Origin of the sequence: uncultured Tateyamaria sp. (genome assembly GCF_947503705.1) — a bacterium.
In the GTDB taxonomy this organism is placed as follows: domain Bacteria; phylum Pseudomonadota; class Alphaproteobacteria; order Rhodobacterales; family Rhodobacteraceae; genus Tateyamaria.
This window is the reverse complement of record NZ_CANNES010000007.1, coordinates 189,172-201,173: the sequence shown is the minus strand read 5'-3', so window position 1 is coordinate 201,173 and position 12,002 is coordinate 189,172. Positions and strand designations below refer to the sequence as shown.

Annotated in this window: 10 protein-coding genes; 8 read left to right on the top strand and 2 right to left on the bottom strand. The window is 60.6% G+C overall.

The window, feature by feature from the left end:
• Positions 1-62 precede the first annotated feature (62 nt).
• Together Q1A44_RS16110 and Q1A44_RS16105 are read right to left on the bottom strand one after the other, a co-directional pair.
• Complete coding sequence (locus Q1A44_RS16110; RefSeq protein ID WP_299627326.1) at positions 63-329, bottom strand: hypothetical protein; 267 nt, start codon at positions 327-329, stop codon at positions 63-65.
• A gap of 117 nt (positions 330-446) precedes the next feature.
• A complete protein-coding gene (locus Q1A44_RS16105; protein ID WP_299627324.1) occupies positions 447-2,195 on the bottom strand; it encodes a serine protease in 1,749 nt (582 codons plus the stop codon).
• 160 nt (positions 2,196-2,355) lie between these two features.
• On the opposite strand from Q1A44_RS16105, the gene Q1A44_RS16100 reads away from it, so the two are divergent.
• The 8 genes from Q1A44_RS16100 to folP all read left to right on the top strand — a co-directional run bounded on the left by Q1A44_RS16100 (position 2,356) and on the right by folP (position 12,002).
• Positions 2,356-3,297 (top strand): glycine--tRNA ligase subunit alpha, encoded by a 942-nt coding sequence (locus Q1A44_RS16100; protein ID WP_299627322.1) that lies wholly within the window; start codon positions 2,356-2,358, stop codon positions 3,295-3,297.
• Entirely contained in the window at positions 3,294-3,656 is a 363-nt protein-coding gene (locus tag Q1A44_RS16095; RefSeq protein ID WP_299627320.1) for a glyoxalase superfamily protein, read from the top strand. The genes Q1A44_RS16100 and Q1A44_RS16095 overlap by 4 nt, the downstream gene beginning before the upstream one ends.
• A complete protein-coding gene (locus tag Q1A44_RS16090; protein WP_299627318.1) occupies positions 3,653-4,168 on the top strand; it encodes a DUF6446 family protein in 516 nt (171 codons plus the stop codon). The genes Q1A44_RS16095 and Q1A44_RS16090 overlap by 4 nt, the downstream gene beginning before the upstream one ends.
• Positions 4,168-6,447: a glycine--tRNA ligase subunit beta gene (glyS, locus tag Q1A44_RS16085; protein ID WP_299627316.1), complete on the top strand. Its 2,280-nt coding sequence runs from the start codon at positions 4,168-4,170 to the stop codon at positions 6,445-6,447. The genes Q1A44_RS16090 and glyS overlap by 1 nt, the downstream gene beginning before the upstream one ends.
• Positions 6,448-6,675: 228 nt before the next feature.
• Positions 6,676-9,210, top strand: coding sequence for a putative PEP-binding protein (locus Q1A44_RS16080; protein ID WP_299627314.1), 2,535 nt, complete (start codon positions 6,676-6,678; stop codon positions 9,208-9,210).
• A gap of 149 nt (positions 9,211-9,359) precedes the next feature.
• Positions 9,360-9,989, top strand: a complete 630-nt coding sequence (locus Q1A44_RS16075) for a cell wall hydrolase (protein WP_299627312.1) — start codon at positions 9,360-9,362, stop codon at positions 9,987-9,989.
• A gap of 109 nt (positions 9,990-10,098) precedes the next feature.
• Positions 10,099-11,022, top strand: coding sequence for a dihydroneopterin aldolase (locus tag Q1A44_RS16070; protein WP_299627310.1), 924 nt, complete (start codon positions 10,099-10,101; stop codon positions 11,020-11,022).
• Positions 11,022-12,002 carry a dihydropteroate synthase gene (folP, locus tag Q1A44_RS16065; RefSeq protein ID WP_299627308.1) on the top strand — a complete coding sequence of 327 codons (981 nt, stop codon included), beginning with the start codon at positions 11,022-11,024 and terminating at the stop codon, positions 12,000-12,002. The genes Q1A44_RS16070 and folP overlap by 1 nt, the downstream gene beginning before the upstream one ends.

The window sequence follows — 12,002 nt, the reverse complement described above, 5'->3', positions numbered from 1 at the left end:
GCGGCACCGGCGCGCCTTATAGATCAAAGCCGTTAGGCGTATCTGTGGTGCGACATGCCCGTTCAGATTTTAGGACCTTCGGCACGGTAGATGCCGCCCCATGTCTCGGTCGCGATATAGCTGGGACAGCCGGGGCGCGCGGTGTTGATGATCAAGAACCACACGGTTTCGCCAGGACGGCCTGCCCGAGAGTATTCGCACCCCGAAGGATGCGTCCACCATTGCCCCTGATGGCTGAGCGGCGGTTTGGCGGCGCTGGCCACAGCGGGCAGGGCTGGCAGGGTGATTGCGGCGGCAAGCGCCGTTGATTTCAGAAGGGTTTTAAACATGATACACTCCGGTCACTGATGAAACAGCGCACCCACGCTGTGCCTCACAAATGACCGGGCAGCCGTTAACAAATGGCTAAACCGCGCCCGTGTAATCGTGCCAATTTAACTCAATCATCAGTCCCAGCAGCTGACCAGAACAGTCATGCCCGTGGCCGCCGCCGACAGATCAAAGGGGTCGATCGCCGTGCTGCTGTTGGTGCTGGCTCCGGCCATGCCGGCTTGGGCCAGCACGTCCTGTAACGCCTCGCGGTCCAGGGCAAAGCGGACGCCATCGGGCAGGGCGCGTCCCGTGCTGGGTGCCGGCAACAGCATGCCAAAGACACCGCCGCCCGCATCCAGAACCGGACCGCCCGCGTCGCCGGGCAGCGTGTTCAACGCGAGCCGTGCCATATCCGGCTCGCCGTCCAAGCCCTTTACATCGCTGAGATTTCCGAAAGTCATCGACGGCGCCCCGAGCACGCCTTCAAAGCTGTAACCGGAGGCTGCCACTTCGGCATTTAATCGGGGCTGCGCATTGCTGAATCGGGCCACTGAAAGGGGCGCGAGCGCAACGGTAGGCCGCAGCACCGCTACACCCTTTTCCTCGTTTACAAGCGTCAGATCAGCTTCTGTTTCGCCGTCCAGCGTGATCCGGGTACAACTGTCGACCGCCTCGGCGGTTGTCATCACGGTGCCCCGCGAATCCACGAAAAAGCCTGACCGCGAGAGGCGTGGCTTGCGCACTTGCAGGCCTGCCACAAGGTCAATGGCCTGCTCTTCGCTGCCTGCCTGCGGTGAAATCACGCCCTCCAGCCGGACAAAGCTTTTCTCCATCTCGGCAATCAAACGGCTGCGCCGTTCCTCGTCGCCCGCAGGCCACACCAGTGTAAAGCCTTTGATCTGCCCATCCTCCAGCGCCACGCGCGTTTCGGAAATGCGGCTGGCGTTCTCGCCCACCAGCGTAAACGACCGGTCGCGCCGGGTACGCGGACCGTCCAATGGCACAATGTCCAGCGTCTGCATGATGTCATAAAGGCCAAAGAGGGTGTCCTGATCCCCGGCCTGGCTGATCAATAGCACGGTCGCATCAATGTCACCCGAACGGTTATAATGCGCGAAGGGATAGTCGTATTTCTCAAACTGCACGGCGGCGGCTGGCATCAACATCTCGATCCCCGCCTGTTCATCGCGAACCAATTGCAGGTTCAGATCGTCCAGAACGCTGTTGTAGTCGTCCAGCAAAGCCGCGCGCTGCAAAGTTGTGAGAATGCCCGTGACGTCAAAGCCCTTTTGTTCCTGCCAGGCCGCCATCGCGTTGCGGGTGCCCCGGCCAAAAGCGCCGTCGATGCCACCGTTATATGTGCCAGCCCAAGCCAGGGCGATCTGCAATTCTTCACGCTCGGTCCGGCTCAGGGCGCGTTCACTCCGCTGCGCCTGGGCGGGGGTTTCATCGGGCGCGGGAGCAGGGGCCTCCACCACGGCCGGGGCTTCTGGCGCTTCGGGCACGGCGACCGGGGGGGCAATCACGCCCCGGTTCAGCACATTGGCCCCGACGGGCCAAATTTGCTGGCGAAAGCTTGAGGACAAGGCGATATAGCTGTCGCGCGGAATGACTCCCTCCGAGCGGTAGACACGCAGCACCTGCTCGGCATCGGTGCGGGTGTAGGGGCCCAAGGCAATGCCATACCAACCGCCACCCAGAGAAAAGCCGTTCACATCCTCCAACTCGGCGGCATAGGCGCTGGCGCGCTCAAGTGCTGTATTCAGGTTGGGTTGTGCCTCGATCTGAATCCAGACGACATCTTCCTGGGCCTGTGCCCCGGATACGCATGTCACGACAAAGGCCAGTGTTATCGCCCATGCCAGCATCACCTGTTTGATCATTACCCCGAAACCCCGTCCGCTTGTTGCTTTGCGCGACAGATAAGCAGGAAACCGCCACATTGAAAATGGGGGAATACCCCCAAAAAGGGGCATAACGCGCAATTGACCATCCCCGGGCCGGGCCGTAGGTAGAAGCCGGATTCAAAAGGCAGGCAGACCCATGTCACAGACCCCAGACACGCCCCGCTCGTTTCAGGAGATTATCCTGCGGCTTCAGACCTATTGGGCGACCAAAGGCTGCGCCGTTCTGCAACCCTATGACATGGAAGTGGGCGCGGGCACGTTTCACCCTGCTACGACGTTACGCAGTCTGGGTACGCAGCCTTGGGCCGCCGCCTATGTACAGCCCTCGCGTCGTCCAACAGACGGACGGTATGGTGAAAACCCCAATCGCTTGCAGCATTATTATCAATACCAAGTGCTCATCAAACCGTCGCCGCCCGACCTGCAAGAGCTCTATCTTGGGTCCTTGCAAGCCATTGGTGTCGATATGGCCCTGCATGACATCCGCTTTGTTGAGGATGATTGGGAAAGCCCAACGCTGGGCGCTTGGGGGCTGGGCTGGGAAGTGTGGTGCGACGGAATGGAAGTGTCGCAGTTCACATATTTTCAACAGGTTGGCGGGCACGACTGCCACCCGGTGTCTGGCGAATTGACCTACGGACTGGAACGTCTGGCGATGTATATCCTGGGCGTCGATCACGTCATGGACATGCCATTCAACGACCCGCAAACGGCCATCCCGCTGAGCTATGGCGACATTTTCAAACAAACCGAGGAAGAATACGCACGCTGGAACTTTGATGTGGCCAATACCGACGTGTTGTTGGACCAATTCAAAGAAGCCGAAGCCGAATGCGAAAAGATCCTTGGACTTGCCCATGAGGATCCCAAGACAGGCAAGCGGATCATCATGGCGCATCCCGCCTATGACCAATGCATCAAGGCCTCCCACATCTTTAATCTGCTCGACGCACGGGGCGTGATCTCCGTCACCGAACGGCAGGCCTATATCGGGCGGGTGCGTGCGCTGGCCAAGCAATGCGCCGACGCCTTTGTGCAAACGCGGGCCGGTGGCTGGCAACCGGAGGACGCGGCGTGAGCTATGTCAACGCCACACCTGTGCTGCGCGTCTCTGACTACCAGCGGGCCAAGGCGTTCTATATGGACGTGCTGCGCTTTGACACTGTTGTGAGCGAAGCGGGCGATCCGACCATCGGCTTTGGCATCTTTCGCGCAGGCGAGGCGCAGATTTTTCTGCACAGTTGGGACGGCGCGGGCGAGGCCTGGGACAACTGGCGCGCCTATTTCTACGTGCCGGATATGGATGCAATGATCGCCTACCTGGACGCACTGAACCAACCTTACAAAGGGCCCGAAGTCACCTTTTACGGCATGCGCGAGATCGAAGTCACCGACCCTGACGGCAATGTCCTATGCTTTGGAAAAGACGCGTCATGAGCGGGAAAATCATCGGGATATTCATCATGCTGAGCGCTGTGATCGGCGGTATCGCCCTCTACTACCTGCAAGTCTACGGCTTTTATGAAACGGTTCAGGCCGAAGAGGTGCAATTGGTCTCGGTTGTCACCGACCTGCCCGAACCGATCCCCTTTACCAATTTCGAGGCAATCGACGCCGACAGTTCGCCAATCCGCTACCGCGCCTGCTTTACCACCGAACTCAGCCTTGCGCTGCTGACCGAAACCTATGTCGGGCTGGAAGATGCCACGCCGCGCAACGCGCCCGGGTGGTTTGATTGCTTTGATGCACCTGCCATCGCGGCGGAACTGGACGCAGGCACCGCACTGCCGTTTCTCGCGCAGAAAAACATCGAATTTGGCGTCGACCGGATCGTGGCCATCACCCAGGACGGGCGCGGCTATGTCTGGCACGAACTGAACGATTGCGGCGAAAAAGCCTATGACGGAACGATAGTGGGCGAAGAATGCCCCAGACGGGACACTGAATAATGCCGGACCTTTTGATCGAACTCTTCTCCGAAGAAATCCCCGCGCGGATGCAGAAACGCGCAGGCGAGGACCTGCAAAAGCTGGTCACAAACGGTCTGGTCGAGGCGGGGCTGACCTATGCTTCCGCTGCCGCCTTCACCACCCCGCGCCGTCTGACGCTGACGGTTGAGGGGCTGCTCGCCAATTCGCCCACCACGCGCGAAGAACGCAAAGGCCCCAAGGCCGACGCGCCCGAAAAAGCGATCGAAGGGTTCCTGCGCGGCGCGGGCCTGACCCGCGATCAGGTCGAGACACGCGAGACGCCTAAGGGCAATGTTTTGTTTGCCGTAATAGAAAAGCCGGGGCGGCCCGCGGCCGAGATCATCGCCGAGGTGCTCGAGACGACGATCCGCAATTTCCCCTGGCCCAAGTCCATGCGCTGGGGCAGCGGCGCGCTGAAATGGGTGCGCCCGCTCCATTCGATCCTTTGCATTCTGTCGGATGAGGCTGGGGCAACCTTGGTGCCCATGGACGTCGACGGGATCACTTCGGGCGACACGACCCAAGGGCACAGGTTCATGGCGCCGGGCTCATTTTCTGTAGTGTCTTTTGAGGATTACACGGCAAAGCTCAAGCGATCCTTTGTGGTGCTGGACCCGGCGGAGCGGGCGCAGGCGATCTGGCATGATGCCACGAATGCCGCCTTTGCGAGCGGTCTTGAGGTGGTCGAGGATGCGGGGCTCTTGGCCGAGGTCGCGGGTCTGGTCGAATGGCCCGTGGTTCTGATGGGAAAGATTGGCAATGATTTCCTCGGGTTACCGCCCGAAGTTCTGCAAACCTCGATGAAGGAACACCAAAAATTCTTCTCGGTCCGTAATCCCAAAACGGGCCGGATCGAACGGTTCGTCACCGTCGCCAACCGCGAAACGGCGGACAATGGGGCTACGATTCTGGCGGGCAATGAAAAGGTGCTGAGCGCGCGTTTGGCGGATGCGAAGTTCTTCTGGGAAAACGACCTGCGCGTGGCGAAGTCTGATATGAATGTCTGGACGCAAGCGCTTGAAAACGTGACGTTCCATAACAAATTAGGCTCCCAAGCCGACCGGATCAACCGCATCGCCGCACTGGCGCGTGAACTTGCCCCGGTGGTTGGTGCAGACCCCGACATGGCCGAAGAGGCCGCACGCCTCGCCAAAGCCGATCTCAGCAGCGAAATGGTCTATGAATTTCCGGAACTTCAAGGGCTTATGGGGCGTTATTATACCGAAGCTTCAGGCCGCGACGCAGCAATCGCTGCGGCAGCCCAAGAACACTATTCCCCGCTCGGCCCATCCGACGAGGTCCCAACCGCACCGGTTTCGGTGGCCGTCGCACTGGCGGACAAACTTGACACGCTGACGGGCTTCTGGGCGATTGACGAGAAGCCGACGGGGAGCAAAGACCCCTTCGCGCTGCGGCGGGCGGCTTTGGGGGTAATTCGGTTGCTCTTGGAGAACGACATTCGCTTGCATTTTGAACGAATGGCCATTGAGGCAGCGCATATTGTGTATGAGTCATTTGAGAGCTCATTCAATGTATTCATTCCAGATGGTGGGCGAAAACAAGGTGTGAAAGATAGCCAGCTGGTTATGTCGGGATATGACCGCAACGAAGTGGAACCGCACTACGTCACTTTTGAGAAACCTAGGAACCTCTACTTGGGCGACGACGAAATGGCGTTTGTTGGTGGCGGCGAAGTTGTTCCTTTTGAGTTGAAGAGAACGAAGGTTATCGTTGAAGACCTCCTAGCCTTCTTCCACGACCGCCTCAAAGTCTATCTCCGCGATCAAGGCATCCGCCACGACATCATCGACGCATGCATCGCTATGCCCCAAAACGACGACCTCACTCTCCTCGTCAAACGGGCCAAGGCCCTCTCCGAAACGCTCAAAACCGATGACGGCGAAAACCTGATCCAGGGCTTCAAACGGGCCAACAACATCCTGACCCAAGCCGAAACGCAGGACGGTGTCGAATATTCCTATGGTGCCGACGTCAAATTCGCCGAGACGGAGGAAGAGCGCGCGCTGTTCGCAGCCCTCGACACAGCCGAGGCGGAAATAACCCCCGCGATGGCCGAACAGGACTTCACAACCGCCATGGCGGCCATGGCCAGCCTACGGACCCCCATCGACGCCTTCTTCGAAGCGACCCAAATCAATACCGACAATCAAACAGTCCGGCGCAACCGCCTCAACCTGCTCAGCCGCATCCGCACCCTCTGCCTCAGCGTGGCGGACTTGACCAAGATAGACGGCTAGCCCTTTCTCTGGTCCAAAAAACTCGCGGGGGATGGCCGAATAGCCCGACATGCAGAGCCCCCAAATCGCGTCCAAACCGTTGCGAAAGCGGTCAAATGAACGCGCGCATTCGGCACCAGAGGCGCTCTAAAGGGTGCCCCCCTGTCACAGAGCCCGTTTTTTAGGCGCGCGCCATCTTGTCAGACAAAGTTTACAGCCTATGCTGCGGCCACGAAGGAAGGTGCTGCAGTGCAGAATAACCCAAATACCACGCTCGTGACGCCCATCGCCCCCATCGCCACAACGACACATGGTGGGCGGGCGAAATGCTTGCAGCGACTGTCCCGCCTGGACCTGCCTGTACCGACCACCGTGGCGCTGTCTTTTGACGCTGTGCATGACATCGCCAACGGCCATCTCCCTGATATCGAAGCGATTTTGGGTGAATTCCCCCAGGACGCGCTGCTATGCGTGCGCCCGTCCTCCGAAGATCCGGATTGGGGCGGGCCCTCTGCGATCCTGAACATCGGCATGAACGACGCGCGCTACGAAGTGCTTTGTGCCACCCTTGGTACAGATGCCGCCTCTGCCCTCTTTACCCGCTTTGTCCAAAGCTATGCGATCCACGTGGACCGGCTGGACCCCGATATGTTCGACGACGTGACAGGCGAGGGGCCTGGGGCGTTGCAACAAGTCCTGCAAGCCTATGAAGTTGAACAGGAAATCCCCTTTCCTACGACCCGCGCCGAACAATTGGCGGGTGTGCTGAAATCCATGGCCCGCGCCTGGGAGGGCACATCGGCCCGGCTGCTGCGTCAGGCCAAGGGCGCGCCCGCCGATGCGGGCCTGGGCCTTGTGGTGCAACAGATGGCTTACGGCGTCGGGCAGGGCGAATGCGGCTCTGGCGTGCTGCAACTTGTGTCCTCCAAAACCGGCCTGCCGCAGATCACCGGCCGTTATCTGCGCCAGAGCCAGGGGCGTGATGCGCTTTTGGGGGATGCGAGCCTTTTTATTTCGCGCGACCCGCGCGGCCCCTCGCTCGAGGAATGCGTGCCCGATTGCTTTGCCCAATTGGTGGAACACGCGCGTCTGATGCGGACCCGCCTGCGCGAGGAAATGCAGGTCGAATTCACCATTGAAAACGGAGAGTTGCACATTCTGGACGGGGTGCGCGTTGCCCGATCTTCGCGTGCTGCCGTGCGCATTGCGGTGCAACTGGCCCGCGACAAGGTGATCCCGATCCAGGACGCGTTGATGCGGATCGAGCCGGGCACATTGAACGAGCTTCTGCACCGTCAGGTCGACCGGCATGCCAAACGTGACGTGTTGGGCACAGGCATCGCCGCCAGCCCGGGTGCCGCCACGGGCAAACTGGTTTTCACCGCCACCGAAGCCCAGGCCAGCGCCGCGCGGGACGAAGATTGCATCTTGGTCCGCCGCGAAACCTCACCCGAAGATATCCGGGGCATGCATGCCGCCAAGGCCATCATCACCGAACGGGGCGGCATCACCAGCCACGCAGCCGTGATCGGGCGCGGCATTGGTCTGCCCTGCGTGGTGGGCGTGGGCGACATCCGTTTTCAGACCCGCAAGAGCCAGTTGTTGACCAAGGACGGCCGGGTGATCCCGGCGGGCGAGACGGTGACCGTGGACGGCACCAATGGCGTGATCCTTCTAGGCGCGCCCGAAATGCAGGAAGCCGCCCTCGACGATGCCTTCCAGGACCTCATGGATTGGGCCGATGCCGAACGCGATATCGGCATCCGGGCGAATGCCGATACCCCGGCGGATGCTCAGACCGCGCGCAACTTTGCGGCCCAAGGCATTGGCCTGTGCCGGACGGAGCACATGTTCTTTGAACCGGGTCGCTTGACTGTCATGCGCGAGATGATCTTTGCCGAGACGAGCGACGACCGCCGTGCGGTGCTGGAGCGGCTCTTGCCCATGCAGCGCACCGATTTTGTGCAACTTTTCAAAATTATGCAGGGCCAACCGGTCTGCATCCGTCTCTTTGATCCGCCGTTGCATGAGTTTCTGCCCACTGACCGTGATGGCCAGCATGGCCTTGCCGATGCGCTGGGGCTGCCCCTGTCCGATGTGATCCGGCGGGTCGAAGCGATGGTGGAATATAACCCCATGCTGGGACTGCGCGGCGTTCGGTTGGGGGTCACCGTGCCCGAGATTTACGAAATGCAGGCCCGCGCCATCTTTGAGGCGACCATAGAGGCGAGCCGTGATGGCGACCCGGTGGAGCCCGAGATCATGATCCCCCTCGTCAGTGCCAAGCGCGAGGTCGAACTGGTCAAATCCCGCATTGATGCCATCGCCGCAGCTGTCCGCACCGAAAAGGGCACCGATTTTACCTTTCGCCTCGGCGTGATGGTCGAAACGCCCCGCGCTGCCTTGCGTGCTGGTGACATCGCCCAGCATTGCAGCTTTCTCAGTTTTGGCACCAATGACCTGACGCAGATGACCTATGGTCTCAGCCGCGATGATGCGGGCCGGTTCATGTCGGATTATGTTCGTCAGGAGGTTTTTGACGAAGACCCGTTTCATTCGCTTGATATCGACGGGGTGGGCGAACTGTTGACCTTGGGAGCGCAACGCGGGCGCACGTCTCGGCCAGGCATCACACTGTCACTCTGCGGTGAACATGGCGGCGACCCCGAATCGATAGCGTTTTGCCGGGCCGCCGGATTTGACTATGTCTCCTGCTCCCCCTTCCGAGTGCCAGTGGCGCGGCTTGCCGCAGCGCAATTGGCGATCGGCCACAAAATCCAGTGAGGGCCGCAGAGGATGGCCCTACATAAGGCTTAAGCGACCAGGAACTGTCGGCGCGACTTGGCTGGTGCCTGCGACCTTTTCGCCGGTCCGGTAGACCTTTGAGCGATTTTTCTCTAAATGCCCCGAATTGAAATAACCTGGGGCATTCAATGCGCAGCATATTCAAGACAGCGGTCGCCGTGGCCGTTTTGGCCGTGACACCCGCCTTTGCGGCGGATGACGAGGCAGGCAACGCGCTGATCAAAGCGGAAAAAGACGGTCTGCGCGGTCTATCCGCAACGCGGCTGCAAAACCTGTTGGTCGAGCCTGAGGCAGTGGGTGACGTAAAGTTTGCACGTTCCTGGATCGACAGCCAACCCAAGGCGACGGGCGGGCCACATTGGAAATGCCTGTCAGAGGCGTTGTACTTTGAGGCGCGTGGCGAAACCGTCAAGGGCCAGTTCGCGGTGGCAGAGGTCATCATGAACCGTGTCGATAGCGCCCGTTTTCCCAGCAGTGTCTGCGGTGTGATCAACCAGGGTACAGGGCGCAAATACCAGTGCCAGTTCACCTATACCTGTGACGGCAACCCCGAACATATCGCAGAACCGCGCGCTTGGGAACGTGTGGGCAAAGTGGCCCGCGCGGTTCTTGACGGCCGTGCGCCGGACCTGACCAACGGCGCCACGCATTATCACACCACCGCCGTGCGCCCCAGCTGGGCTCGGGTCTATACCAAAACGGCTGCCATCGGCGTGCACCTGTTTTATCGCCATACCTTCCGAACTGCCTCCAACTGATTGGGGTGTGTGACGCTTTTGCACCGGGGCGCGGCGTCTTTGCCGCTGGTTTCGTTAGCGCACGGCGTTAAAAGGGCGGCGATACACGTTTAAAAAAAGGCCGTGCACCATGGCGTCTGAAATCCGTCTTGCGTTTTCGCACCCCTCAGAGCGGTCCGAGGCCACGGCCACTACGACCCCGCTGGATCGTATTTCGGTGCGCGACCATACGGTCGAGGTCGAGATTGGCGCGTTTCAGGCCGAACGGGGCGTGACTCAACGGGTCTGTTTCAACATCGTGGTTGAGGTGCGCCCGCTGACCGGGCCCATCGACGACGATGTGGACCGTATCCTGAGCTATGACAAAGTGACCGAGGCCATCGCCTTTGAACTGGCCGATGAGCGTCTGAACCTGCTCGAAACGGTGGCCGAACGCGTGGCCGACCGCATCCTTCTGGAGCCTCAGGCGATGCGCGTCTTCGTCCGGGTGGAAAAGCTGGACCGAGGGCCCGGAGCCCTGGGCGTCGAGATCGTGCGCAGTCGCGAAACCGTAGTGGCCGCTGCGGCCCCTGAAGAAGAAACTCTGCATCCCGAACTGGTCTATCTGTCCAACGCCGCCATCGCGTCGCCCCATCTGACCGGCTGGATTGATCAGCTGGCTGCGATGGGCCGTCCGCTTATCTTTTGCGTAGGCCCTACAGATGTGGCCGCCCCGCAGGCCGATCATCCGCTGGCACAGCGCCGCGTCGACCTGCTGGCCATCGAGCAAAACGCATGGGTTTTGGCCGCGCGCGATGCCCGCTGCAAGGTGGTGGACACGCGGACCGAGCTGGATTGGGCGATGCGCAATGGACAGATCTGCGTCTGGGCGCCGTCAAAGATCGTGCTCGATGCGGTGGATGGGCCGTCGGCCAAGGGCGCTGATGCAGTGGCGCTGGCCTCGTGGTTCGCGGCAACCTTTGATGCCCGCGAAATGCTGGTGATCGGCGATGATGGCCCTGTGGATGCACCAGTGAAACTGCGCACCGTGCCTGTCAGCCAAGCCACGTTGTGATGCGCCCCTATCTGCGGCCGTTGATGCAGGTGGGGCCCGCCGCACCGGATGATGCGCAGCGCTTTGGCATGTGCTGGTTCACGCATGTGGAGGTCTTATCGCGCGGTGCTGCACCACAGATCATCCCGGTTTCTGATCTGAGTGACGCCGAGCGTGCCCGCTTTGCATCTGCGCGCATGGATCAGGCCCTCATGGGCATCCTCAATACCACGCCCGACAGTTTTTCCGACGGTGGTCAATTTGCCGAAGTGGCCCAAGCCGTCGCCCATGGCCATGCCGTGATCGGGGCAGGTGCCGCAATCCTCGACATCGGGGGCGAATCGACCCGGCCCGGGGCGCAGACCGTTGCGATTGACGCCGAAGTCTTACGGACGGCCCCCGTGATTGCGGCCCTGCGCGGGGCAGGGATCAAGACGCCGATCTCGATTGACACGCGCAAGGCGGCGGTGGCCGAGGCCGCACTTGATGCGGGCGCCACCATCGTCAATGACGTCAGCGGATTTACCTATGACACGGACCTTGCCCCGCTTTGTGCAGCGCGCGGTGTTCCCGTCTGTGTGATGCACGCCCAAGGCGATCCGCAAACGATGCAGCAGAACCCGAGCTATGAAAACGTGGTGCTGGACGTCTATGATTTCCTGGCTGGACGGATTGCATTTCTGACCGCCATTGGAATTCCAAGGCACAACATCATCGCCGACCCCGGCATCGGTTTTGGCAAGACGTTGGATCACAACCTGGCCATACTTAACCGGATCAGCCTGTTTCATGGGCTGGGCGTACCGATCCTGTTAGGGGCCTCGCGCAAACGATTCATCGGGACAATCGGGAACACGCCCGATGCCAATGATCGCGCGCCTGGCTCTATCGCTGTCGCTCTCGCCGCAATGGCCCAAGGGGTCCAGATCATCCGTGCGCATGATGTGGCCGATCACGCGCAGGCCATTGCGCTTTGGCGCGCCTCTGTGGCACATCCCTGA

Bases quoted from the DNA above. Each gene is read 5' to 3' on its own strand.
- Q1A44_RS16110 (WP_299627326.1), bottom strand. From the start codon at position 329: ATGTTTAAAACCCTTCTGAAATCAACGGCGCTTGCCGCCGCAATCACC.
- Q1A44_RS16105 (WP_299627324.1), bottom strand. From the start codon at position 2,195: ATGATCAAACAGGTGATGCTGGCATGGGCGATAACACTGGCCTTTGTC.
- Q1A44_RS16100 (WP_299627322.1), top strand. From the start codon at position 2,356: ATGTCACAGACCCCAGACACGCCCCGCTCGTTTCAGGAGATTATCCTG.
- Q1A44_RS16090 (WP_299627318.1), top strand. From the start codon at position 3,653: ATGAGCGGGAAAATCATCGGGATATTCATCATGCTGAGCGCTGTGATC.
- glyS (WP_299627316.1), top strand. From the start codon at position 4,168: ATGCCGGACCTTTTGATCGAACTCTTCTCCGAAGAAATCCCCGCGCGG.
- Q1A44_RS16075 (WP_299627312.1), top strand. From the start codon at position 9,360: ATGCGCAGCATATTCAAGACAGCGGTCGCCGTGGCCGTTTTGGCCGTG.
- Q1A44_RS16070 (WP_299627310.1), top strand. From the start codon at position 10,099: ATGGCGTCTGAAATCCGTCTTGCGTTTTCGCACCCCTCAGAGCGGTCC.
- folP (WP_299627308.1), top strand. From the start codon at position 11,022: ATGCGCCCCTATCTGCGGCCGTTGATGCAGGTGGGGCCCGCCGCACCG.